The following is a 24,237-nucleotide window of genomic DNA, read 5'->3' on the forward strand; positions in this document are numbered from 1 at the left end:
CCGGCGCGCTGCGACAGCCGATGCCGGGCGTGAGCGTCCGCGATGCCCGGCGGGGCCGGGGCGGGCGGCATGTGGTGTTTTTGAACGATCGAGCCCATCGGCAGCCGGAAGGCGGGCTTCAGGAGAACGAGCGGCCATGAGCGAACCCTCCCTGCGACCGTCCGCGCCGAGCGCGGGGCCCGCGAACGGATCCGTGAGCGGACCGGTCGTCGACCGCTCCGAGCGCACCGGCAGCATCGGCCTGCTTGTGCTGCTGGCGCTGGCGCTGGTTGTGGCGGCCGGCGCGATCGCGGTCATGAGCCGGGAGCAGGCGGAGCCCTATGTGCTCGGCCTGCTCGGCCTTCTCGCAGTCGTCGGCGTGTTCTGCCTGTTCGCCGGCGCCATCGGGCTCCTGCGGTTCTCGTCGCGGGCGCGGGCCAATCCGCTCGCCCAGGCCTTCCTCGATACCAACGACATCGGCACGGTCATCACCGATACTTCCGGTCGCATCATCTACGCCAACGCGGCCTATGCCGAACTCACGGGAATGAGCGGGCCGGGTGACGTGCGCACGGTCGAACGCGTCTTCGCCAGCGACCCGGATGCGGCCGATGCCATCTTCCGGCTGTCGCAGGCGACCAAGAGCGGCATGCGCGCGCAGGAAGAGGTGCGCCTGCCGCACCCGATCGGCCAGTCCGACGGCCCGGCGCGCTGGTATCGCATCCGCGTGCGTCCGCTGGAGGTGGAGGAAGGCGCCGGCGCGCGCACCTGCACCACATGGCTCGTCGCCGACATCACCCGCGACCGTGTGGAGCAGGAATCCTCCTTCCAGGAGCTGCAGCGCGTCATCAATTTCCTCGACCACGCGCCGGCCGGCTTCTTCTCCGCCGACGGCCAGGGCCGCATCGTCTATCTGAACGCCACGCTCGCCGACTGGCTGGGCCATGACCTCGCCCAGTTCGAGGCCGGCGCACTGGCGCTTTCCGACATCGTGCGCGGCGACGGGGCGGAGCTCATCCATTCCATCACCGGCCAGCCGGGCGATGTGAAGTCGGAGACGATCGATCTCGATCTCGTCACCCGCCAGGGCAAGACCGTTCCCGTCCGCCTGCTGCACCGGGTGCCCTTCGGCGCCGACGGAATGGCCGGCGAAAGCCGCACGCTGGTGCTCAACCGTTCGCCGGGGGAGGAGGCGCAGGAGGCGCTGCGCGCGGCCGAGGTTCGCTTCGCCCGCTTCTTCAACAACACGCCCATCGCCATCGCCTCTGTCGATCGCGACGGCCGGGTGGTGCGCTCCAACGCGCCGTTCCTCAGGCTTCTTGGCAAGCCGGAGACCGGGCCGGACGCGGGCGAGGAGAACGGGCCGCGGCGGCTGACCGATTTCGTCGCCGCGAGCGGGCGCGATATCCTGTCGGCGGCGCTGGAGGCGGCAGCCGAAGGGCGCAGCGAGATCAACCCGATGGATATCGAGCTCTCACACGACGGCGAGCGCTCAGCCACCTTCTACATCTCCGCCGTGCAGGACGGCGACGCCGACGACGAGGCGGCCGTGGTCTATGCGCTGGAGACGACCAAGCAGCGCGCGCTGGAGCTGCAGTTCGCCCAGAGCCAGAAGATGCAGGCGATCGGTCATTTGGCCGGCGGCGTGGCGCACGACTTCAACAACGTGCTGACCGCCATCATCGGCTTTTCCGACCTGCTGCTCGCCAATCACCGGCCGACCGATCCGTCCTTCCAGGACATCATGAACATCAAGCAGAACGCCAACCGGGCCGCCGGCCTGGTGCGGCAGCTGCTGGCCTTCTCGCGCCGCCAGACGCTGCGCCCCAAGGAGCTGGCGCTCAACGACGTGCTGGCCGATCTCTCCATCCTGCTCGACCGGCTGCTCGGTGAGAAGGTGGAGCTGAAGGTCGTGCACGGGCGCGATTTGTGGCCGGTCATGGCGGACCAGAACCAGCTGGAACAGGTGGTGGTGAACCTCGCGGTCAACGCGCGCGACGCCATGCCGGAGGGCGGCGGGCTCACCATCCGCACCTCCAACGTGGATGCGGCGCAGTCGGCGACGCTGGACGACGTGCGCGGCATGCCGGTGGGCGAATACGTGCTGATCGAGGTGACCGACACCGGCACGGGCATTCCGCCGGAAATCATGGAGAAGATCTTCGATCCGTTCTTCTCCACCAAGGAGGTCGGCAAGGGCACGGGGCTCGGTCTTTCCACCGTCTACGGCATCATCAAGCAGACCGGCGGCTACATCTATCCCTCCTCCATTGTCGGTGAGGGGACGACCTTCCGCATTTTCCTGCCGCGCCATGTTTCGGAAGAAAAGGTGCTGCCGAAGGAGATCGTCGCGGAACCGACGATGACGGACCTGACCGGGTCGGCCACCATCCTGCTGGTGGAGGACGAGGAAGCCGTCCGCGCCTTCGCCGCCCGCGCGCTCGCCTCGCGCGGCTACACCGTGCACGAGGCCGGCTCCGGCACCGAGGCGCTTCAGGTGATGGAGGAGACGGAAGGGGCGGTCGATCTCGTCGTGTCCGACGTGGTGATGCCGGAAATGGACGGCCCGAGCCTGTTGCGCGAGCTGCGCAAGACGCGGCCGGACCTGAAGATCATCTTCATTTCCGGCTACGCGGAGGGCGCGTTCGAGAAGAACCTTCCCGAAAACGAGAAGTTTTCCTTCCTGCCCAAGCCCTTCTCGCTGAAGGAGCTGGCAACCGCGGTCAAGGAAGCGCTTTCGGCGGAGTAGGGGGCGGTTTGCCGGGCGCCGGGCTTTGCGGGCCTCGCTTTTGTGCGGCGAACAATGCGCCTGCACGTGCGCTTCATGTCGCCCCCTTCGCGGGAATGACATCGAACGCGGGGTTGCTTTGGTAAAAAAGTCGGGCTCTTCACGATGACGTTGAGCGTTTTGAAGCCTTCCCTGAACCAGCACCACGACAACGTCATCCTGAGAGTCTGGCTCGAAAACGGTATCGGGCTATGCACCTTCGGCTATTCCCCTCATACCCCTCCGCCGTCATTGCCGGCTCCGACCGGCAATCCATGCCGTGATCTTTCGGCATATCGTGTTGTTAAATTCTCCCGCTATTTCAAATCCTTCCCGCGTGGATGTTTCACGGCATGGATCCCGGCTCGGAGGCCGGGATGATGGCGGGAGAAATTGAGGCGCATAGCCGGATACCATTTACGGGCCAGCCTCTCAGGATGGACCGCACCAGAAAAATCAGCGATCCGCTTCTGCAAAACCATGAGACGGTCTTGCCGCTTGCCTTGCATCCGGCCACCCATCACTTTTGTCGGCCCGCCCGTCGCGTCGAAGTGTCGTCTGCCACATCCATCGCAAGTTGATCCTCTCCCTAGGTCTGCTACTATAGATTCGTTGTTCTTTGTTTTATTCAGTTTCAATTTAACAAATCATGGGGGTGAAAATGATGAATATTCTAAGTTGTTTTTCCATGCGATTTCGTCGAACGGGGCTTTCGGCCGTCGCGGCTGCCTTCCTTTCGCTTGTCATCGCGCTGCCGGCGCTGGCGCAGCAGTCGCTCACCGTCGGGCTTTATCCGTGGGTGCCGCGGCTTGCGCAGTTCCAGCAGGCGATCTCCACCGCCTGGGCGCAGGTGGAGCCGAACGTCCAGCTCGTGTTCCTGACGCCTGCCCAGTGGGACGGCGGCTATGACATGAACCCGCCGGCCAATGCGGACGTCTTTGTCTTCGACGCGATGTTCTTCCAGGATTTCCTCAACGGCAACTATCTGGAGGCGATGACGCCGGCGGAAATCCAGAACGCCAACGACCTCATCCCCTATGCGCGCGACGGCGTGCAGAGCAACGGCAACTACTACGCCATCCCGCTGCTCGGCTGCTCCAACGTGCTGTTCTACCAGAAGGGCGACCAGCAGCTTGCCGCCGCAACGACCTTCAACGAGGTCTCGAACGCGATCAACCAGTGCACCTACACCAGCCAGATCCCGCCCGACCGGCGCGGCCTGATGACCGACATGTCCGGCGGCACCACGAACGCCGCCTTCTATCTCGACATCGCCCATGCGCTGACCGGCACCTATCCGCTGCCGTTGCCGCCGACCCCGCAGGACCTGAACCAGAACGCAATCACCGAGCAGAAGACGGTGCTGGCCACCGCCAGCTACTTCAACGCGACGGTTGCCAACGACAACGCCTACCAGCAGGGCATCTGGTTTTCCGAAGGCTTCGGCCGGGCGGTCATCGGCTACACCGAATCCATGAGCCAGATGAGCGACGCGACGCGGGCCAACATCGCCTTCAAGGTCATGCCCTTCGGCGATGGCACCCAGCAGCCGCTCTTCTATGCCGACGTGATCGCGGTCAACACCACCACCGCCCAGCGCAACACGCGCACGCTGGCGGTCAAGCTCGCCAACCTGATGGCGTCGACCGACGTGGTGGTCGACAGCATCGGCGCGACCGCGACGGAGCCCGTGCCGCAATACCTGATGGCGACGCGCACCAGCGTGTTCCAGCAGCTCTCGCAGCAGTTCCCGCTCTATCAGGACATGTGGGACATGGTGAACAACGCCAACCCGCTGATGTTCGCGCTTGCCGGCAACGCCCGGTCGTGGCTCGACAGCATGAAGAACGTCATCAAGACGGACGTGCGCACCAACTATCAGTGCGGCTGCGATTTCCAGGCGACGCAGACGATCCCCAACAACAACGCCGCCGCGGGGATCTGCAGCGCCACCTGTCAAGCCCATGGCGGCTGGAACGGCCAGTGGACCAACGCCTATCCGGCCGCGCAGGACGGATCGGTGTGCGGCTGCAATTCCTGTCCGCTGCCGGCCTCGCTGGCTGAAGCCGCTCCGGCCTCAAAGGCCATGTCCGTGCCGAAGGGCAAGAACGACTGACCCCCGAAGCGCGGGGCGTGAGCCGAGAAGGGCCCCGAAGGCTGCGAGTGAGAGCCAGCCCTGAGGGCGCCTGAGAGACGCCATTCGGGAGCGTCGGGACAATCGTTCCGGCGCTCTTTCTCGCTTGGCATTCCCTCACACGCGATGTCCCGCGCCCGAACGCCCCGGTCACTTTGCAGTTCTCTTGCGATCTCTCCACGTGTCATCGCCCCGGAAGGCGGGGATCCGGTAACCAAAGGATCCGGCCGCAGTGCGCGCGCCGCCGACGCCTCTGGAATGCTGGATTCCCGCCTTCGCGGGAATGACATCGTGAGTAGGGGATGTTCCAGGTGTCTCCGCGAATGTCAGTGCTGGGGAGGGGCGCGAAGCGCTCTGGCTGCGCGCAATCGCCCCGGTCACTTTGCAGCGCTTTCGCGATCTCTCCACGTGTCATCCCCGCGAAGGCGGGGATCCAGTAACCACAGGATCCGGCCGCAGTGCGCGCGCCGCCGACTCCTCTGGAATGCTGGATTCCCACCTTCGCGGGAATGACATCGAATGCGAGGCCGGCGAAACGGAAAACCCGCCGCTCGCCGTCCCGAACCGATCCCTCCTCCGTCATCACCCGGCTTTGTCCGGGTGATCCAGCGCGTGCCCCAAATGCTGCGGCCGGCAGTGGATTGCCCGGACGAAGCCGGGCAATGACGATGGAGAGACCTGAGCGGGCGGTGGCGGCAGAGAGACCTGCGCGGGTGGCTCAAACGACGATCAGGCCTCTGTCGCCGAGGCCCCCGTCGCCCTGGCCCCCGTCGCCCAGGCCGCCGTTGCCCGGACATGTCGCCCAGGCCCGGCCATCCGCGCCGGCCATCAACGCTCCCTCAGTAGGTGACCGGCTTGCGCAGGGCGACGGCGATGCGGGCGGCGAGGCGGGCGTTGTTCAGCATCAGCGCGATGTTCGTCTTCAGGCTGCGGCCGGCCGTCAGCTCGAAAATCTTCGACAGAACGAAAGGCGTGACCTCCTTGCCGTGGATGCCGTCCGCATCCGCCGCCTTGAGCGCCGCCGCGATGTGGCCTTCCATCTCGTCGGCCGGGATCTCTGCCTCTTGCGGCACCGGATTGGCGACCAGAATGCCGCCGTGGCCGCCGAAGCGCGTGCGCACGTCCATCAGCCGGGCGATGTCGTCGGCCGTATCCAGCCGGTAGGGGGCCTCAAGCCCCGAATGGCGCGACCAGAAGGCGGGCAGTTCGTCCGTGCCGAAGCCGATCACCGGCACGCCGCGCGTCTCCAGCACCTCCAGCGTCTTCGGAATGTCGAGCAGAGCCTTGGGGCCGGCTGCGACGACGCAGACCGGGGTGCGGCCCAGCTCCTCCAGATCGGCGGAAATGTCGAAGCTCGTCTCCGCGCCGCGGTGCACGCCGCCGATGCCGCCGGTGGCGAAGACCGAAATGCCCACGGCATGGGCCGCCATCATCGTGGCGGCGACCGTCGTCGAGCCGGTGCGTCCCTGCGCCAGCGCGAAGGCGAGGTCGGCGCGCGAGAGCTTCATCACGTCCTGGCTCTTCGCCAGTCCCTCCAGTTCGCCCTCGGTGAGCCCCACCTTGAGCGTGCCGTCGATGACGGCGATGGTGGCGGGCGTGGCGCCTTCCGCGCGGATGGCATGCTCCACCTCGAGCGCCGTTTCCATGTTCTGCGGCCACGGCATGCCGTGGGTGATGATGGTCGATTCCAGTGCCACGAGCGGCGAACGCTCGGCGCGGGCTTCCTCGATTTCGCGCGAGGGAACGATGTGGTCGATCACGGGCCGATTTCTCCCGGTTCCGTACTCTGAGTACCTTGATGAATGTCTTCGTTCGCCTCGGCGGCGTCGAGGCGCAGGTGGAGGGCGGCCAGCGTCAGGCTTGCGGGCGCGGCGCCCGTTGCCTCCACGGTGAGGGCGGCGGCGGCGCGACCGTAGTCGAGTGCTTGCGCCAGGTCGAGCCCCGAGGCAAGACCGGCGAGCGTTCCCCCCGTCAGCGCGTCGCCCGCGCCCGTCACGTCGACGAGGCGGGCGGGCAGGGCGGGGCGGTGCAGAATCGGCCCGCCGCCCTGCGCCAACACGGCACCTGCCTCGCCGTCGGTGACGATGGCAGCCAGCGGGCCGTCCTGAAGCTCGACCAGAGCGCGGGCGAGCCTGTCCGCTGGGCCGTCGATGCCGGCAAGGGCGGCAGCCTCGGCGTGGTTGGCAAACAGCAGGTCGAGCCGGTGGAGCACCGGTTCCAGCCGCCGGGCCTTGGCGATGGAGACCGCGTCGGCGGCGAGGAACGGCCGTGCTCCCGGTTGTCTTTCTTCTCTCGGGCCGGCGATCTCGCTCAGCCGTTCCAGCGTGTCGGCGCGCAGGTTGGCGTCGAGAAACCAGATGCCCGCCTCCATCAATCCCGCCCCTTGTCCCTCCTGCGGCGCGGCGAGGTCGTCGGGGCCGAATTCGTAGGTGACGGCATCGTCCACGATCGCGGCCGCAAGCCGGCCGTCGGGATCGTGCAGCGCCAGGTAGCTTGCCGTCGGGCTCTTGCCCTCGCGCACGCCGGAAATGTCGATGCCGAGACCGGAGAGCATGACCGACAGCGCCACGCCGTCGCCGTCCGGCCCGATCCTGCCGAAGAGCCGCACACGTTGGCCGAGCCGGGCCAGCACCATCGCCACGTTGGTCGCCACTCCGCCCGGGCGCGCGACGATCCGGCCGGGGGTGGAGGTGTCGGGCAGGATGCGCCGGTCGGCATGGGCGAGCCGGTCGAGATGGATGCCGCCCAGAAGGGCGATCGGCGGGGTTCCGCGGGCAAGCCCTTGCGGGCGGTCGTCCGTGCCTTCCCTCATCTGCGGCGGTGTAGAGCTTTGCTCGTTGCCGGTCGGCGTCGCGCCAGGCGCTGTCATCTCATGTCACGTCCCGTTGTCGGCTTGCCCCTTGTTGGCCCTCCGCCCCGCCATTTCGGGCGATCATTGCAGCGTCTGCGCGGGCGGGCCAAGTGGTAATCTTTGCCGATTCCCGAAAGTGCCCTTACGTCGCCTTGCGCGGACCGTGTCGGGCTCGCCTGCGAACATATGCGGAACACATTGACTATAAACCATAATTTTCAGCTGCTTGACATGGGGATAAATATGAAGAACAAACCATGTACAAGAATGCGATTTGAAACCGCCTGACGGGCGTGGAATAAGGACGCAAAGATGTCACAGGCCTCACTTCGCCTCGTCGAGGGCACCGGAATGGACAAGACCAAAGCACTGGACGCAGCCCTGGCGCAGATCGAGCGCGCCTTCGGCAAGGGATCGATCATGCGGCTCGGCGAAGGCCAGGTCGTGGAGGTGGAGTCGATCTCCACCGGGTCCATCGGTCTCGATATCGCACTCGGCATCGGCGGGTTGCCGCGCGGGCGCATCGTGGAGATCTACGGCCCGGAATCCTCGGGCAAGACCACGCTGGCGCTGCATACGGTTGCCGAAGCCCAGAAGAAGGGCGGCATCTGCGCCTTCATCGATGCCGAGCATGCGCTCGATCCGGTCTATGCGAGGAAGCTCGGCGTCACGATCGACGACATGCTGATCTCGCAGCCGGATGCGGGTGAGCAGGCGCTGGAGATTGCCGACACGCTGGTGCGCTCCGGCGCGATCGACGTGCTGGTGGTCGATTCGGTGGCGGCCCTGACCCCGCGCGCGGAACTGGAAGGCGAGATGGGCGACAGCCTGCCGGGCCTTCAGGCGCGTCTGATGAGCCAGGCGCTCCGCAAACTCACCGCCTCGATCTCCAAGTCGAAGACGATGGTGATCTTCATCAACCAGATCCGCATGAAGATCGGTGTGATGTTCGGCTCGCCGGAGACGACGACGGGCGGCAACGCGCTGAAGTTCTACGCCTCGGTCCGTCTCGACATCCGCCGCATCGGTTCGATCAAGGACAAGGACGAGATCGTCGGCAACCAGACCAAGGTCAAGGTCGTCAAGAACAAGCTCGCGCCGCCGTTCAAGCAGATCGAGTTCGACATCATGTACGGCGAGGGCGTGTCCAAGATGGGCGAGCTCATCGACCTCGGCGTCAAGGGCGGCGTTGTCGAGAAGTCGGGCGCCTGGTTTTCCTACAACAGCCAGCGGCTGGGGCAGGGGCGGGAGAACGCCAAGAACTTCCTGCGCGAGAACCCGGAAGTGGCCCAGGAGATCGAACTCGCCATCCGCCAGAACGCCGGCCTCATCGCGGAGAAGATCACCGATCCCAGCGGCGACAGCGACGACGAGCCGAGCGGATCTGTTGACGACTGATCGGGCGACGACCGATTGGCCCCGACCGATTGGCCCCGACTGATCGACAACGACTGATCGGGAATGCGGCGGCGCGGACCGGCTGCAATTGCGGTTCGCGGTCGGCGTCCGTCGTGTCCTGACCGGCAATATTCCACACGGCCGCGCCCCTCGCGCGGCCGTTTCGCGTTCAGGGCCCCGATCCCGCCGTCGTCATCACCGCGCCGCCTTCGTCCAACATGGCGGGGTTTCGCTCACCGACCGGTCTCTTTGCCCGTTGTTTGACCTTGCAGCCCCCGGTTGCGTGGCCTTGGAGCAATTCATGGTCAGACGAAGCAAGTCGCCCATCCTTCGAGACGCCCGCTCACGCGGGCTCCTCAGGATGACGTTGTCCATGTTGCTGGTTCAACGAAGGCTTCAACACACTCGACGTCATCCTGAGGAGGCCTGACAAGGCCGTCTCGAAGGATGGGCCACACCACAAATGCGCGCGTTCTGGTTCCGCCGAACCATGAAATGCTCTAGGAACGGTGTCTCCCGATCCCGAGAGGTTTCTCCCATGCGTCTTCTTTCTTCCCTCGCCGCAGCCGCGCTGGTCGGCGCCATCTCCGCTCCCGTCGCAGCCGAGCCGGTTGCGCCGAAGGTGCTCGTCGTCTCCATGTTCAAGCACGAAGCCTCCAACTGGCTGAAGAACGAAGGGCTTGAGCAAAAAATCGCCATCGATGGCCTGTCGGCCGATTTCCCCGATGTCTCGTGCAACGACAAGGGGCTGTGCCTCGTCACCACGTCGATGGGCTACGCCAACGCGGCAAGCTCGATGACGGCACTGGTGTTGTCCGACAAGCTGGATCTTTCGAAGACCTACATCCTGATCGCCGGCATCGCCGGGGTCGATCCGGACAACGGCACGCTGGGCTCCGCCTTCTGGGCGCGCTACGCGGTCGACGGCGGCCTGCAGTGGCGCATTGACGACCGCAAGGCGCCGGAAGGCTGGACGTCCGGCCAGTTCGGCATGTTCTCCAAGGCGCAAGGCGAAAAGCCGGGCTCGCATTACGGCACCGAGGTCTATCACCTCAACGAGGCGCTGGCCCGGCGCGCCTATGAGCTGTCGGAGGACGTGACCCTAGCCGACAGCGACGAGGCGAAGGAGTACCGGGCGCACTATCCGCAAGGTGCGGCGAAGGCTGCGCCCACCGTCGGCATCTGCGACACGGTTTCCACCGACCAGTGGTGGCACGGCGTGGCGCTTTCGAAAGCCATGAACGACTGGGCGAAGCTCATGACCGACGGTGCGGCCGACTACTGCACCACCCAGCAGGAGGACAACGCCACGCTGACCGCGCTTGCCCGCGGCGCAGCCCTCGGGCGCATCGACATGGACCGCGTCGCCATCCTGCGCACGGCGTCGAACTTCGATCAGCCCTATCCCGGCCAGGCGCCGCAGGATTCGCTCAATGCCAGTTCCGGCGGCTTCGGCCCCTCGCTCACCAACGCCTACCGCGTCGGCAAGGCGTTTTCGGATGCGGTGCTGGCCGACTGGAGCGCCTGGGAAGGCGGAATCGCGGCCAAATAGGCACGCGGCATGAGCGTGGCGCCGCCGTCTCCCCGGTCTTGTGGGAGACGGCGCGCGCACACCGCTTCCCTTTGCCTTGCGAAGGCTTTAAAACCCGCGCGAGGAATGACATGACGGGTCGTCCGGCGGCGCATTGCCATAGCAGCCGGCAACCTGCGGGGCCGATGAATTTTTCCGGCACCCGACACACGAGATGACGAGGTCGAACCCTGAGATGAGCGGCGTCAACGAAATCCGATCGACGTTCCTGGACTTCTTTCGCCGTAACGGGCACGAGGTCGTCTCCTCCGGCCCGCTGGTGCCGCGCAACGATCCCACGCTGATGTTCGCCAATGCCGGCATGAACCAGTTCAAGAACGTGTTCACTGGGCTTGAGAAGCGCGACTACAAGCGCGCCACCACGGCGCAGAAATGCGTGCGCGCCGGCGGCAAGCACAACGATCTCGACAATGTCGGCTACACCGCGCGCCATCACACCTTCTTCGAGATGCTCGGCAACTTCTCGTTCGGCGACTACTTCAAGGACGTCGCCATCGAGCATGCCTGGACGCTGATCACCAAGGAATTCGGCCTGCCGAAGGACAAGCTTCTCGTCACCGTCTATTCCGAGGACGACCAGGCCTTCGACCTGTGGAAGAAGATCGCCGGCCTTACCGACGACCGCATCATCCGCATCCCGACCTCCGACAATTTCTGGACCATGGGCGACACCGGCCCCTGCGGTCCCTGCTCGGAAATCTTCTTCGATCACGGCGACCACATCTGGGGCGGCCCTCCGGGTTCGCCGGAGGAAGACGGCGACCGCTTCATCGAGATCTGGAACCTCGTCTTCATGCAGTACGAGCAGAAGACGAAGGAGGAGCGGGTGGACCTGCCGCACCCCTCGATCGATACCGGCATGGGGCTGGAGCGCATCGCCGCCGTCCTGCAGGGCGTCCACGACAATTACGACATCGATCTGTTCAAGGCGCTGATCGCGGCCTCCGAAAGCGTCACCGGCACGAAGGCGGAGGGCGACCGGCGCGCCTCGCACCGGGTGATCGCCGATCACCTGCGCGCGACCTCCTTCCTCATCGCCGATGGCGTGCTGCCGTCGAACGAGGGCCGCGGCTATGTGCTGCGGCGCATCATGCGCCGCGCCATGCGCCATGCCCGGCTTCTGGGCTCGGAAGAGCCGGTGATCTTCAAGCTGGTGCCGGCGCTCTTGGCCGAAATGGGCCGCGCCTATCCGGAACTGATGCGGGCGGAAAGCCTGATCACCGAGACCATCGAACTTGAGGAAAAGCGCTTCGGTCGCACGCTGACGCGCGGCCTGTCGCTGCTCGACGAGGCCTCCACCGGTCTTGAGAAGGGCGACACGCTCGATGGCGAGACCGCCTTCAAGCTCTACGATACCTACGGCTTCCCGGTCGATCTCACGCAGGATGCGCTGCGCGCGCGCGGCGTCGGCGTCGATCTCACCGGTTTCAACGATGCCATGGAGCGGCAGAAGAAGGAGGCCCGCGCGGCCTGGGCCGGCTCCGGCGAGGCGGCGACGGAAAGCGTGTGGTTCGCCATCAAGGAACGCGTCGGGGCGACCGAATTCCTCGGCTACGAGACCGAACGCGCCGAAGCCGTCGTCACCGGCCTCGTGCGCGACGGCGAAGAGGTGCGCGAGCTTTCCGCCGGCGAAAGCGGGGCGGTGATCGTCAACCAGACGCCGTTCTATGGCGAATCGGGCGGCCAGGTCGGCGACACGGGCGAGATCGTCGCCAGCGGCGCGAAGTCGGAGCTGAAGGCGCGCGTCACCGATGTTCAGAAGAAGGCCGATGGCCTCTTCGTTCATTTCGTGACGGTGGAGCACGGTTCCTTGCGTCTTGATGATCCGGTCGAGCTCGTCGTCGATACCGCGCGCCGCTCGGCGATCCGGGCCAACCATTCCGCCACCCATCTGCTGCACGAGGCGCTGCGCCAGGTGCTCGGCACCCATGTGGCTCAGAAGGGCTCGATGGTCTCGCCCGACCGCCTGCGCTTCGACTTCTCCCATCCCAAGCCGCTCGAGCCCGCAGAGATCACACGGGTGGAGGACATCGCCAACGCGATCATCCTGCAGAACGCCCCCGTCGAGACCCGCCTGATGGCGGTGGACGATGCCATCGAATCCGGTGCCATGGCGCTCTTCGGCGAGAAATACGGCGACGAGGTCCGCGTCGTCTCCATGGGCACCGCAATCGAGGGCGAAAAGGCCGGCAAGACCTATTCGGTGGAACTTTGCGGCGGCACGCATGTGCGCCGTACCGGCGATATCGGCCTCGTCAATCTCGTGCACGAGGGCGCGGTTGCGGCCGGCGTTCGCCGCATCGAGGCGTTCACCGGCGAGGGCGCGCGCCGTCATCTGGAAGAGCAGGACCAGCGCCTGCGCGATGTCGCCGGGCTCCTGAAGGTTTCCCAGACCGAGGTCTCCCAGCGTGTCGCCTCGCTCATCGAGGAACGGCGCAAGCTGGAGAAGGAACTGGCGGAGGCCCGCAAGAAGCTGGCGCTCGGCGGCGGCGGTGCCGGGGCGGCGGACGCCCGCGTGCGCGAGGTCGGCTCGGTGAAGCTGATGGCGCGGGCGGTGGAGGGCATCTCGCCGAAGGACCTGAAGGGTCTGGTGGACGATGCCAAGAAGTCGCTCGGTTCGGGTATTGCGGCCATTGTCGGCGTGAGCGAGGACGGCAAGGCCGGCATCGTGGTGGGCGTCACCGACGATCTGACCGACCGTTTCTCCGCTGTGGATCTCGTCCGTGTCGGCTCGGCTGCGCTTGGCGGCAAGGGCGGCGGCGGCCGTCCCGACATGGCCCAGGCCGGCGGTCCGGACGGCACGAAGGCCGATGAGGCGCTGAAGGCGATCGAGGGCGCGCTGGCGGCGGCCGGCTGAGGCCGGGGCGGGGCCGGGGCGCGGGAGGCGCCCCTGGGATTGTTGCGAAGTAGGCCTCGGGTGCTGCTCGTGGCCGATCCTTCGTGATGGCTCTGGCGGGGCCCCTCGGTATGACGTTTTGTGTGTTGTGGGCTTTTTGAACCACCCCCACGATAACGTCATCCTGAGGAGGTCGCGAAGCGACCGTCTCGAAGGATGGGTGCCAGACGAGATCTCGTGCGGCGGACATGATCCGGCGCGTCGAGCCGCACGCGCGCAGGGACCGCAACGGGCAAAGGGGGGAGCAGCGATCATGCGCGTTTCGTTGAAACGCCGGGTCTACGAACTGCTGGAAAAGGGCGCCGCCGGCAACCTCGCCAGCCGCGTTGTCGATCGCGCTCTCATCGCTCTCATCCTCATCAACGTCGCCGCTGTCATCCTGTCGACGGTCGACAGCATCGAGCGGCAGTGGGGGGATCTTTTTCTCCTCATCGAGATTGTGTCGGGCACCATCTTCACGGCGGAATACGCCGCCCGCCTCTGGGTGGCCGACATGCACCCGCCGCTGCGGGGGCTTGGGCCCGTCAGGGCGCGCATCCGCTATGCCACGCAGCCCGCTGCGCTGATCGATCTGCTCGCCGTGCTGCCGTTCTGGGTGCCGTTGTTCTCGGGCGATTTCAGGGCCTTCGTCGTTTTCCGGCTGCTGCGGTTTCTCAAGCTCGCCCGCTATTCGCCGGCGCTACGCTCGCTTGCCAAGGCGCTGGCGTCGGAACGCCGGGCGCTGGTAGCAAGCTTCGTCATCATCTTCGGCATCGTGCTCATCGCGGCCACCGCGCTGCACCTGATCGAGGGCGACGACCAGCCGGAAGCCTTCGGTTCGATCCCCGCCGCCATCTGGTGGGCGATCACCACGGTCACCACCGTCGGCTACGGCGACGTGGTGCCGGTCTCTCCGCTCGGCAAGGTCGTGGGCGGCATCGTCATGCTGCTCGGCTACGGCTTGCTGGCGCTGCCCATCGGCGTCGTCGCCTCCGCCTTCGCGCGCGAGATCCACAGCCGCGAATTCGTCGTCACCTGGGGCATGGTCGCCCGCGTGCCGCTGTTTGAGGATCTCAACGCCGCCGACATCGCGGAGGTGACGGGGCTTCTCCATTCCCAGACCGTGGAGGCCGGCGAGATCATCGCGCGGGAAGGCGATCCCGGCGCCTCGATGTTCTTCATCGCCTCCGGCACGGTCGAGATCGACCTCGCCGAGCGCACCATCACCATGCGCGAGGGCAACTTCTTCGGCGAAATGGCGGTTCTCCACCGCACGCGACGCTCCGCGACGGTGGTGGCGACATCGCGCTGCCGGCTGCTGGTGCTCGACGGCGACGACTTGCACCGGCTGATGCGGCGCAATCCGGCGATCGCGCGGCGCGTGCGCGAGGCGGCGCGCGACCGGCTGGCGGAGACCCGCAGCGGCGACATGGCGCGCGAGGAACTCGCCGAGGCGGCGGCGCAGCCGGCGCAGGACGACTGACCCGCTTGCTCACGACGGCCCCCTCCTGACCCGAAGCGACCGCGTGCGGTATCGGGGTCTGCCCCAATAACGACAAGATATGAGCTTCCCCTGCGCGATGGAACCGCGGGACGTGTCGTGCGTTCTCACCCCAAGATCAACGGACTTTCAGTCGGTCGCAGCCGATGGGCCCGGGTTGATCGGTTCCGGCGCCTGAAAGCGCGCTCCTGCGGTGAGGCAGGATGCGGGGACTTTCAGGGGGCATGACGGCGGGGGCGACCCTCCCATGTCTTCACGCCAGCGGATGGCGCGCGCCTTCCGCTCTCGTTATTCGCCCGGCCCCGAGGTCCCGACAAGGCCAGGCCGACAAATCGACGTACGGAGGATTGAAGCATGTACACGAAACTCCTGATCGCCGGCGCCGCGGCCCTGATGCTCGCGGGCTGCCAGACCGACAGCCAGTCAGACCGCGCGCTGGGCGGCGCGGGCCTTGGTGCCGCGACCGGCGCCGTGATCGGCGGCGTGACCACGGGCACGGGCGGCGGTGCGGCCGTCGGCGCCGTTGCCGGCGGTGCGGCCGGCGCCATGATCGGCGCGGCCACCACCCCGAAGAACTGCTGGGCGCGGGATGCCTACGGCAACCCCTACCGGGTCGCCTGCCCGTAAGCGGCAGACAGGTTTCGAATATGGAAAAGGCGGGCCTTGGCCCGCCTTTTCTGTTTGGAGTAGAGGAAGAGGAAGAGGGAGAGGGAGAGGGAGAGGGAGAGCTTGGGGCCCATCCTTCGAGACGCGCCCTGCCGGGCGCTCCTCAGGATGACGTCGTGATTGTTGATGCTTTTTTTTCGCAATCAACCCCACGATAACGTCATCCTGAGGAGGCCGCGAAGCGGCCGTCTCGAAGGATGGGCCGCCCGCGTGGGCCGCGCATGCGCCTCCCGCTCCTTACCCCTCAGTGCTCGGCCATCGCCTTGGCGAGGTTCTCGTCGATCTTGTCGAGGAAGCCCGTCGTCGACAGCCAGCCCTGATCGGGGCCGACGAGCAGCGCCAGATCCTTGGTCATGTAGCCGGCTTCCACCGTGTCGATGCATACGCGTTCCAGCGTCGCGGCGAAGCGGGCGAGCCGGTCGTTGCCGTCGAGCTTGGCGCGGTGGGCAAGTCCCCGCGTCCAGGCGAAGATCGAGGCGATGGAATTGGTGGACGTCGCCTCGCCCTTCTGGTGCTGGCGGTAGTGGCGCGTCACCGTGCCGTGCGCGGCTTCCGCCTCCACCGTCTTGCCGTCCGGCGTCATCAGCACCGACGTCATCAGCCCCAGCGAGCCGAAGCCTTGCGCCACGATATCGGACTGCACGTCGCCGTCGTAGTTCTTGCAGGCCCAGACGTAGCCGCCCGACCACTTCAGCGCCGAGGCCACCATGTCGTCGATCAGCCGGTGCTCGTACCAGATCCCGGCCTCGGCGAACTTGTGCTTGAAATCCGCCTCGTAGACCTCCTGGAAGATGTCCTTGAAGCGTCCGTCATAGGCCTTGAGGATGGTGTTCTTGGTCGAAAGATAACACGGCACCCGGCGCTGCAGGGCGTAGTTGAAGGAGGCGAGCGCGAAATCGCGGATGGACTCGTCGAGATTGTACATCGCCATGGCGACGCCGGCGGCGGGCGCGTCGTAGACCTCGTGCTCGATGGTCTCGCCATCCTCGCCGACGAACTTGATCGTCAGCTTGCCCTTGCCGGGGAAGCGGAAATCGGTGGCGCGGTACTGGTCGCCGAAGGCGTGACGGCCGACGATGATCGGCTGCGTCCAGCCCGGCACCAGCCGGGGCACGTTCTTGCAGATGATCGGCTCGCGGAAGATCACGCCGCCCAGAATGTTGCGGATCGTGCCGTTGGGCGAGCGCCACATCTTCTTCAGCCCGAACTCCTCGACGCGGGCCTCGTCCGGCGTGATCGTGGCGCACTTGACGCCCACGCCGTGCTTCTTGATGGCGTTGGCCGCATCCACCGTGATCTGGTCGTCGGTCTCGTCGCGCTTTTGCATCGACAGGTCGTAATATTCCAGATCGATGTCGAGATAGGGGTGGATGAGCTTGTCCTTGATGAACTGCCAGATGATCCGGGTCATCTCGTCCCCGTCGAGCTCCACGACCGGGTTTTCAACCTTGATCTTCGCCATTTCCTGCAGTCCTCGCTTCATCGGTGCTGGGTCTTGAGGCGGCGGTCTGGTCCGTGCAGCGCGCCGGATCGCATGCCGTCGTCAAATCGTGTGCCGTTGTATACGATTGCACGCCGGCAAACGCGAGCCCTTTCTGAGAGCCCGCTATAGCAGAGCCGTGTGACGCAGCGAAAGAGCGGGGCTTTGCTGGGGCGTGAGGTGGCGGCAAAGGCGCCGGGGCTTTCGCTTTCGCACTCCTCGCAGATCTCACCATCGTCATTGCCCGGCTTCGTCCGGGCAATCCAGCGGGCTGCGGCGGATGGGGAGGGTGCTGGATCACCCGGACTTCGCCGGGTGATGACGGAGGAGGGGGCTGTGCGGGCGCGGGCATTCAGCGTGCCTGAAGCCTCTCACGTCCCTCCCGATGTGTCCCGCTCCCCCGCAATCCCCGATTGATCCCATCCCCTACCTTCGTATATCATCACATACGAATATAAATATGTGATTTGGAGGGGAAACCCGATGTCCGCACCTTCTCGCCTGTCTGCCCGGGGCAGGGCCGGGCCACGGCCGTTCTGGCCACCGCTGGCCGCCGGCATCGCGCTGGGCCTCGCGCTGCTGGTGACGTTCCTGATTTCCGGCCACGGGCTTGGCGCTTCCGGCTTCGTCACGCGTCTTGCCGCCGATGTCAGCGACCGGCTGGCGCCCGCCGCCACCGCCGCCAATGCCTATTTCGGCCCCTTCGTGCAGGCCGGCAATCCGCTTGCGGCGTGGATCACGTGGGAGGCGGTTGGCGTGCTGATCGGCGCCTATCTCGGCGCGCGTTCGGCCGGGCGCATTTCCGTTCAGGTGGAGCGGGGCCCGAACGTTTCCCGTTCGCAGCGCTTTGCCTACGCCTTCATCGGCGGCGCGCTGACGGGCTTCGGCGCAAGGCTTGCCCGCGGCTGCACCTCCGGGCTCGGGCTTTCCGGCGGGGCGACGCTGGCGGTGGCTGGTTTCGTGTTTCTCGCCGGGTTCTTCATCGCCGGCTTCGTCGTCTCCATGGCCATGCGGAGGGTCTGGCAATGAGCATTCCGTTCTACGATTCGGGGCTCGCCAGCGGGCTTCTCTCCGGCATCCTGTTCGGCTTCGCGCTGGAGGCGGCCGGCTTCGGATCCCCGCGCAAGCTCACCGGCCAGTTCACGCTGAAGGACTTCGCCGTCTTCAAGGTGATGTTCACCGCCGTGCTGGTGGCGGCAATCGGGCTCTATGCGCTCCGGCTTTCCGGCGTCATCGCGGACAATTCGGTCTATATCCCGACGCTGTTCTTCTGGGCGATGGCGGGTGGCGGCGTGCTGATCGGGGCGGGCTTCGCGCTCGGCGGCTATTGCCCGGGCACCTCGCTCGCCGGCCTCGGCTCCGGCCGCATCGATGCGCTGGTGTTCTTCGCCGGCATGGTGGCGGGCACCATCGTCTTCGCCGTCGTGTTCGAACCGCTCACCGGCTTCTATCTCGCCGCCAAGGGCCCCGATGCCCAGCGCCTGACCGATCTCACCGGCCTGCCGGAATGGCTGATCCTCGCCGTGCTCGTCGTCGTGGCGGCGGCCGGTTTCGTGCTCGGCTCCAAGCTGGAGCGTGCGCGCGGCGGCCCGTTCACGGCCGAAGATGTCTGCACCCCGCAGGCCGAGGATCATCACCCCGCACAACGACAGGGACAGGCGATCAGCGCCTGATGAAGGAGGAACGTTCCATGAAGAAGACCCGCAAGAGCCTGCTTTCGGCGGCCTTCGTACCCGTAACCGCCGTTATGGTGGGCGCGGCGGCGCCTTCCGCGTTCGCGCAGGCCACCAACCCTTGCGCGCCCGCGCTGGTGAACCCGTGCGCCCCGGCTGCCGTGAGGCCCGCCAATCCGTGCGCCCCGGCTGCTGCCACACCGGCAAAGCCCGCGCAGGATGCGGCGCTTCCCGCCGGGCCCTATGACACGACCACGAAATACACGCAGGCCGCCTACGGCGACCAGATGCCGGGCATCGTCAAGAACTACCTGCGCGCCACGCCCTATATCGGCACCGGCGGCGTGATCGATCCGGCCGGCATGGGCATGCTCGCCGGCCTCGGCTTCAAGACCATCATCAACCTCAACACCGCGGACGAGGGCGCGACCACCGAAGGCCCGCTCGTGGAAAAGGCCGGCATGGCCTACATCAACATCGCGGTGCCGACCAAGGCCCCGACGGCGGAGCAGATCGCGGAAATCTCAAAGATCCTCAACGATCCGACGAAGTACCCGATCCTGGTTCACTGCGAGTCCGCCAATCGCGTCGGTGCCATGTGGGCCTTGTACCGTGCGGCCTCGGGCGTTCCTGCGGAAATCGCGGTGGAGGAAGGACGCACCATCGGGCTGAAGACCAGCCGCGAGGCCGCGGTGCGCGAACAGCTCGGCCTGCCGCCGCTTTGAAGCGGGGAGGGGGCGAGCGCGGGAGCTTGTGGCCCATCCTTCGAGACAGCGCTTCGCGCTTCCTCAGGATGACGTTGTGTTTTTTGTCGGTTTCACAGAAATAACAACACGATAACGTCATCCTGAGGAGCCTGCGCAAGCAGGCGTCTCGAAGGATGGGCAGCAGGCGCGTTTCCGTGCGGCGGGTGTCGACCGCTTCCTCCGCCCCAATCGAGACGAGGTGAACCATGGGCCACACCCAACCGGCCCCCCACGCCACTGAGGCATTAGCACCGGATCTTTCCGGCATTCGCGCCGAGCAACTGGAAGCCATGCACGATGCGGCCGCGACCGTTCTCACCTGCGAGCGCGTGCTGGCGAAGTCGGGCAGTTCGGTCGTGGCCGAGGTGTTGCGCGGGCAGGGCGATTTCCTGATCTGGGAGCGCTATCCGCTGGGCGACGTGGAGGACGGGGCCGCCCACTATTTCTACCACGCCCACACGCCGGACGAGATGACGGCGGGCGAGAACGGCCACTTCCATCTCTTCGTGCGGCCGGCAACCGTCGCGCCGGGGCTGAGACCGTGGAAGCTCCCCGGCGCCTTCGTGCCCGACAACGAGGCCGAGCGCTTCGTCCATATCGGCGGGATCTCGGTCGATGGTGCCGGCCGCCCCTTGCGCCTCTTCACCACCAACCGCTGGGTGACCAACGAGACGCTCTACCGGGCCGACGACGTCATCGCGCTGCTCGACCGCTTCGTGATCGAGCTCGCCCATCCCAACTGGGCGGTGAACCAGTGGCTCAATGCCATGGTGGTGCTCTATCGCCCGCAGCTTGAGGTGCTGCTTCAACACCGGGATGCTGCGCTGGAGACCTGGGCGGCGGATCATCCCGACGCGGAAGTGCTGGAGGACCGCCGGTTGCAGATCACCAGCGAGGTGCCTGTCGGCACGCACGCCCAGATCGCCGCCATCGAGGCGGCGCTGGAGCTCTAGCGTAGCGGGTGCGGAAGGCCGAGGCGCCCCCCCCCCCTCAGATCTTCGAAAACACGATGCTGGCGTTGACGCCGCCGAAGCCGAAGCCGTTGGACAGCACGTGCGCGAGCTTCTTTTCCCGGGCGCCCTCGTTCAGCATGTCGTAGGCACGTGCCGCCTCGTCGGGCTCGCCGAGGTTCAGCGAGGGCGGCATGATGCCGGTGACCAGCGCCTTCACCGCCGCGATCGCCTCCACCGCACCGGCGGCGCCCAGCAGATGGCCGATGGCCGATTTCGTTGAGGAGATCGACAGGTCCTTGCCGCGATTGGCGAAGATGGAGGAAATCGCCGTCAGCTCCGCCGCATCGCCGAGCGGCGTGGAGGTGGAGTGCGCGTTGATGTAGCCGATGTCGGACTGCGACAGCCCGGCGACTTCCAGCGCCTTGCGCATGGCACCCTTCTGGCCGCGCGCATCCTCCGGCGAGGCGGTGACGTGGTGGGCATCGGCGGTGGTGCCGTAGCCGGTGATCTCGGCAATCGGCGTTGCGCCGCGCGCCTCGGCGTGTTCCAGCGTTTCCAGCACCAGAACGCCGGCGCCTTCGCCCATCACGAAGCCGTCGCGGTCCGCATCGAAGGGACGCGAGGCGGCTTTCGGGTCGTCGTTGCGCTTGGAGGAAAGCGCACGCGCTGCGGAAAAGCCGGCGAACGACACCGGATCGATGCAGGCTTCGGCGCCGCCGGCGACCGCGACATCGGCCTCGCCGTTGCGCAGCATGCGGAAGGCATCGCCCAGCGCCTGCACGCCGGCCGCGCATGCGGTCACGGGCGTGCCGAGCGGGCCGCGCAGGCCGTGGCGGATGGAGATCTGCCCTGCCGCGAGATTGGCCAGGAACGAGGGCACGAGGAACGGCGAGACCCGGCGCGGGCCCTTCTCGGCCACCAGCTTGGCGGCCGCCGTCATGGCCGGAAAGCCGCCGATGCCGGAGGCGATGATGGTGGCGGTCTTTTCGCGCTCCTCATCGGTTTCCGGCTTCCAGCGCGCCTGGGCGAGCGCTTCCTGGGCGGCGGCGAGCGCGAAATGAATGAAGCGCTCCATGCGCTTCTGCTCACGCGGCTCGATGAAATCGTCGGGGTTGAAGCCGCCTTCGGGATCTTCCTCGCGGGTGGGCACTTCGGCGGCCACCTGGCAGGCATGCGCGCTCGCGTCGAAGCGGGTCAGCGCACGCACCCCGCTCATGCCGGACACGAGGCGCTTCCAATATGTCTCCACGCCCACGCCGAGAGGCGTGACTGCGCCCATACCGGTGATGACGATGCGCTTCATATGGTGTCCAATCCTTCGTGCTGGGTGAGGGTATTGATAGGGAAAGTGGCGAGCTTCGCACCAAAGGACAAGGGGGGTGGGACGTTTGTCGCAGGATGTCGCGGTTTTCGGGGAAGAACGGGCCCCCGCAAGCTGCCGGCTTATACACGGCCTTGGAAATCAATTCGGCTCGTCTTCGCCGTTGTTGATTTCGTCATCCAGCCTCAAATGAGCGAGAACGTGTTCGCACCACCGCCTGAGTTCGGGAAATCCGGCAGCAAATTGCAGGATGGCCGCGGCATGGTCGCGGAACAGCAGCGCGAACTGGTACGTAGCCAGTAGCTGCGGATCTCCGGCCAACCCTCCGATCGCTGGCAGGCCACCGAACAAGCCGATTGTCACCACAGACATTTTCAGCAGGAAGCGCCCGGCGCCGATCAGCAACGTTCGCACCAGCGCGTAGCCCGAATAGGCGACACGCCCCGTGCGCCAGTTCGTTTCGATGATGGCCGCTTCGGCTGCCTCGATACGCTCCCGTGTCGCCGGTTCGATAACCTCTCTCAGATCGCGGAATGCGGACAGCACGTCGAGAAGCGGGCGACGCAGTTCGTCCGGCAACAGCCCTTCCATGCGCATGCGGTCGGCGCGCTCGGTGAGCAGGCGGCCAAGGGCGAAGCCGAGAATGAGCGCGGAATGATCCTTGAGCAGCGCATCGAGCCTGCCCGAAAGCGCGGGTTCGAGCGGTTCGGACATGGTGCGGTTCGCATCCTGCCCCGAATAGGCATGGAGCAGGCCGTCAAGCTCGTTGCCCTCGGACCACGCGGCCGTCACGTCCAGTTCCGCGAGGGGGACTTCGACGGTCTTCAGGTAGGTCGTGGCGACCTTGAAGAGTTCGGGATACTGGTTCGCTGCGGGTTTCAACGCCGCGTGCATGTCCCGCGCCTTGCGGCGGACGATTTCATGCAGGCTCTGCTGGAGCGGATCGGCGGTTTCATTTGCCGCCGGAGCCGACCCGCGAAGTTCGAGCTTTCCGTTGCGAACCTCAGCATGGAGGCCCGGTTCGTTGGGAGGCTCCTTCGGCGCATGCTCGGCGATCAGTTCCGCGATCCGCGCGTTCACTGCGCGCGGGCCCTGCGCCCACAACTCCTCCGGCAAGGTCGCGCGGGCGATTTCGAGGGCTTCGTTGGCGGGGCGGCCGTGGTAGCGATCCTCGTACCAATCGGTCCAGACGTGCCAGTCTGGATGGAGTGCCAGGAGGCGCGATTTCATCTGGAGCCATTGCGACCAGAGTGGATCAGGGGTAGCTCCATGGGAGATTCGCCACAAAGGCTGAGCCGCAAGATATGAAGATACATTTCCATCGCATATCGACGACATGTCAAGTTCTAGAGAGCCAACAGAAGATAACCGCAAGTTGTCGCCATGCTTTGCCGAAAAAGTTACATCAATAGAGTCGTTCGCGGCCTGAGCAGATAACTTAGCTACATTCGGATGTGGTCCAGGCAAGACAGTAGCGACTGCGGCAGATACAACGTCTATAGCATCGATGGAATTTAGGATTAATTCTCTCTCAGCATTAAAAGCGCGCCTACTGCTTCTTGCGATACGAGCTATTTTGCCAGATATTTTTTGAGAAATGAGAAAAATTTCGTTCTCGTAAGAGGCATATCTAGAGAATACAAATGTAATTGATAAAGCTTGAAATAATAAAAGAAACACCTTCCCCTCTGAATTGCGGTTACCAATTCCCCACTTACTTCCAATTATAGGAAGAATCCGCAAGGCGCATCGAACGGCGATACAAGCGCAGGTTTCCTCGGTCTGCTCAAGCAACCATTCAGTAATTTTGTCCCTGTCGGATGAGAACTCAACCATCTCGCCTCCCTGCCCGGTCAGAATTACGGAAGCCGCAGCGGAAAGCAATCGGCCATACCCAACGGTCCAACGTCTTGCACAGGCCCCTCCGCTGTCATTCCCGCGAAGGCGGGAATCCAGCAACCACAGGGCGTCGGAATTGCCCGGAAACGACAGGTCTCTGGAATGCTGGATCCCCGCCTTCGCGGGGATGACAATCGGGGGTGGGGCGAAAACCGGGCAAACGCAGATGCCGGCTGAGGCGCGGTTCAATCGATGCGGGCGGAGGGCCGCTCCCTTCGCCATTGCTGCCGCCTTCCCTCCATCCCTTGCCCCTTCATCGCCTGCAAGTCCCGCGAAGGTTCCCGCCTCCGCCTGTTGCACACGTCCCCTCCAGTGAATAAAACAGCGACGGTTCAAATTCGGCCGCCGCCCTCGATCGAAGCGGCGGAGCGGCCGTGGCGGTGGGAGGTCAGCGTCATCACGC

The 24,237-nt window shown here is 65.8% G+C and carries 16 protein-coding genes; 11 read left to right on the forward strand and 5 right to left on the reverse strand.

Annotated features, from left to right (window positions below):
• The first annotated feature begins 136 nt into the window (after nt 1-136).
• Entirely contained in the window at nt 137-2,728 is a 2,592-nt protein-coding gene (locus V2L18_RS01720) for a response regulator (RefSeq protein ID WP_336176021.1), read from the forward strand.
• A gap of 706 nt (nt 2,729-3,434) precedes the next feature.
• Nucleotides 3,435-4,862: a thiamine pyridinylase gene (bcmE, locus tag V2L18_RS01725; RefSeq protein ID WP_336176022.1), complete on the forward strand. Its 1,428-nt coding sequence runs from the start codon at nt 3,435-3,437 to the stop codon at nt 4,860-4,862.
• Between the two features lie 857 nt (nt 4,863-5,719).
• Here bcmE and V2L18_RS01730 read toward each other — a convergent pair.
• Both V2L18_RS01730 and V2L18_RS01735 read right to left on the reverse strand, forming a co-directional pair.
• Nucleotides 5,720-6,640: a pseudouridine-5'-phosphate glycosidase gene (locus V2L18_RS01730; protein WP_336176024.1), complete on the reverse strand. Its 921-nt coding sequence runs from the start codon at nt 6,638-6,640 to the stop codon at nt 5,720-5,722.
• Nucleotides 6,637-7,749, reverse strand: coding sequence for a PfkB family carbohydrate kinase (locus V2L18_RS01735; RefSeq protein WP_336176025.1), 1,113 nt, complete (start codon nt 7,747-7,749; stop codon nt 6,637-6,639). Before V2L18_RS01735 ends, V2L18_RS01730 begins: the two co-directional genes overlap by 4 nt.
• A 294-nt stretch (nt 7,750-8,043) precedes the next feature.
• On the opposite strand from V2L18_RS01735, the gene recA reads away from it, so the two are divergent.
• From recA to V2L18_RS01760, 5 genes are all read left to right on the forward strand, one after another.
• The gene (recA, locus tag V2L18_RS01740; RefSeq protein ID WP_336176026.1) at nt 8,044-9,129 is read left to right on the forward strand and encodes a recombinase RecA; all 1,086 of its coding nucleotides are present in this window, start codon (nt 8,044-8,046) and stop codon (nt 9,127-9,129) included.
• 538 nt (nt 9,130-9,667) lie between these two features.
• Nucleotides 9,668-10,681, forward strand: a complete 1,014-nt coding sequence (locus V2L18_RS01745) for a purine nucleoside permease (RefSeq protein WP_336176028.1) — start codon at nt 9,668-9,670, stop codon at nt 10,679-10,681.
• A gap of 214 nt (nt 10,682-10,895) precedes the next feature.
• The gene (alaS, locus tag V2L18_RS01750) at nt 10,896-13,577 is read left to right on the forward strand and encodes an alanine--tRNA ligase (protein WP_336176030.1); all 2,682 of its coding nucleotides are present in this window, start codon (nt 10,896-10,898) and stop codon (nt 13,575-13,577) included.
• Nucleotides 13,578-13,869: 292 nt separating this feature from the next.
• On the forward strand, nt 13,870-15,078 hold the full coding sequence (locus tag V2L18_RS01755) for a cyclic nucleotide-gated ion channel (RefSeq protein ID WP_336176031.1): 1,209 nt from the start codon (nt 13,870-13,872) through the stop codon (nt 15,076-15,078).
• A 372-nt stretch (nt 15,079-15,450) separates the two neighbouring features.
• Nucleotides 15,451-15,723 (forward strand): glycine zipper domain-containing protein, encoded by a 273-nt coding sequence (locus tag V2L18_RS01760; protein ID WP_107989583.1) that lies wholly within the window; start codon nt 15,451-15,453, stop codon nt 15,721-15,723.
• A 283-nt stretch (nt 15,724-16,006) separates the two neighbouring features.
• On the opposite strand, the gene V2L18_RS01765 is transcribed toward V2L18_RS01760, so the two are convergent.
• The gene (locus V2L18_RS01765; RefSeq protein WP_336176034.1) at nt 16,007-17,224 is read right to left on the reverse strand and encodes an NADP-dependent isocitrate dehydrogenase; all 1,218 of its coding nucleotides are present in this window, start codon (nt 17,222-17,224) and stop codon (nt 16,007-16,009) included.
• Between the two features lie 501 nt (nt 17,225-17,725).
• Here V2L18_RS01765 and V2L18_RS01770 point away from each other — a divergent pair.
• The 4 genes from V2L18_RS01770 (at nt 17,726) to V2L18_RS01785 (ending at nt 20,614) form a co-directional block, all read left to right on the forward strand.
• Nucleotides 17,726-18,271, forward strand: coding sequence for a YeeE/YedE thiosulfate transporter family protein (locus V2L18_RS01770; RefSeq protein WP_336176036.1), 546 nt, complete (start codon nt 17,726-17,728; stop codon nt 18,269-18,271).
• Entirely contained in the window at nt 18,268-18,915 is a 648-nt protein-coding gene (locus tag V2L18_RS01775; protein WP_336176038.1) for a DUF6691 family protein, read from the forward strand. Before V2L18_RS01770 ends, V2L18_RS01775 begins: the two co-directional genes overlap by 4 nt.
• A 17-nt stretch (nt 18,916-18,932) precedes the next feature.
• A complete protein-coding gene (locus V2L18_RS01780; RefSeq protein ID WP_336176040.1) occupies nt 18,933-19,640 on the forward strand; it encodes a sulfur transferase domain-containing protein in 708 nt (235 codons plus the stop codon).
• A 227-nt stretch (nt 19,641-19,867) separates the two neighbouring features.
• A complete protein-coding gene (locus V2L18_RS01785; RefSeq protein WP_336176041.1) occupies nt 19,868-20,614 on the forward strand; it encodes a hypothetical protein in 747 nt (248 codons plus the stop codon).
• Nucleotides 20,615-20,651: 37 nt separating this feature from the next.
• Here V2L18_RS01785 and fabF read toward each other — a convergent pair whose 3' ends face one another.
• Both fabF and V2L18_RS01795 read right to left on the reverse strand, forming a co-directional pair.
• Entirely contained in the window at nt 20,652-21,917 is a 1,266-nt protein-coding gene (gene fabF / locus V2L18_RS01790) for a beta-ketoacyl-ACP synthase II (protein WP_336176043.1), read from the reverse strand.
• Between the two features lie 159 nt (nt 21,918-22,076).
• Nucleotides 22,077-23,771: a hypothetical protein gene (locus V2L18_RS01795; protein WP_336176045.1), complete on the reverse strand. Its 1,695-nt coding sequence runs from the start codon at nt 23,769-23,771 to the stop codon at nt 22,077-22,079.
• Nucleotides 23,772-24,237 lie beyond the last annotated feature (466 nt).

It is taken from the genome of Breoghania sp. JC706 (assembly GCF_037026715.1).
Lineage (GTDB): Bacteria > Pseudomonadota > Alphaproteobacteria > Rhizobiales > Stappiaceae > Breoghania.

What these genes read in the sequence shown, in the direction of transcription:
- fabF (WP_336176043.1), bottom strand. Translation starts at nt 21,917, where the DNA reads ATGAAGCGCATCGTCATCACCGGTATGGGCGCAGTCACGCCTCTCGGC.
- V2L18_RS01770 (WP_336176036.1), top strand. Translation starts at nt 17,726, where the DNA reads ATGTCCGCACCTTCTCGCCTGTCTGCCCGGGGCAGGGCCGGGCCACGG.
- recA (WP_336176026.1), top strand. Translation starts at nt 8,044, where the DNA reads ATGTCACAGGCCTCACTTCGCCTCGTCGAGGGCACCGGAATGGACAAG.
- V2L18_RS01760 (WP_107989583.1), top strand. Translation starts at nt 15,451, where the DNA reads ATGTACACGAAACTCCTGATCGCCGGCGCCGCGGCCCTGATGCTCGCG.
- V2L18_RS01785 (WP_336176041.1), top strand. Translation starts at nt 19,868, where the DNA reads ATGGGCCACACCCAACCGGCCCCCCACGCCACTGAGGCATTAGCACCG.
- V2L18_RS01720 (WP_336176021.1), top strand. Translation starts at nt 137, where the DNA reads ATGAGCGAACCCTCCCTGCGACCGTCCGCGCCGAGCGCGGGGCCCGCG.
- V2L18_RS01795 (WP_336176045.1), bottom strand. Translation starts at nt 23,771, where the DNA reads ATGGTTGAGTTCTCATCCGACAGGGACAAAATTACTGAATGGTTGCTT.
- bcmE (WP_336176022.1), top strand. Translation starts at nt 3,435, where the DNA reads ATGCGATTTCGTCGAACGGGGCTTTCGGCCGTCGCGGCTGCCTTCCTT.
- V2L18_RS01735 (WP_336176025.1), bottom strand. Translation starts at nt 7,749, where the DNA reads ATGACAGCGCCTGGCGCGACGCCGACCGGCAACGAGCAAAGCTCTACA.
- V2L18_RS01755 (WP_336176031.1), top strand. Translation starts at nt 13,870, where the DNA reads ATGCGCGTTTCGTTGAAACGCCGGGTCTACGAACTGCTGGAAAAGGGC.
- V2L18_RS01775 (WP_336176038.1), top strand. Translation starts at nt 18,268, where the DNA reads ATGAGCATTCCGTTCTACGATTCGGGGCTCGCCAGCGGGCTTCTCTCC.
- V2L18_RS01780 (WP_336176040.1), top strand. Translation starts at nt 18,933, where the DNA reads ATGAAGAAGACCCGCAAGAGCCTGCTTTCGGCGGCCTTCGTACCCGTA.
- V2L18_RS01745 (WP_336176028.1), top strand. Translation starts at nt 9,668, where the DNA reads ATGCGTCTTCTTTCTTCCCTCGCCGCAGCCGCGCTGGTCGGCGCCATC.
- alaS (WP_336176030.1), top strand. Translation starts at nt 10,896, where the DNA reads ATGAGCGGCGTCAACGAAATCCGATCGACGTTCCTGGACTTCTTTCGC.
- V2L18_RS01765 (WP_336176034.1), bottom strand. Translation starts at nt 17,224, where the DNA reads ATGGCGAAGATCAAGGTTGAAAACCCGGTCGTGGAGCTCGACGGGGAC.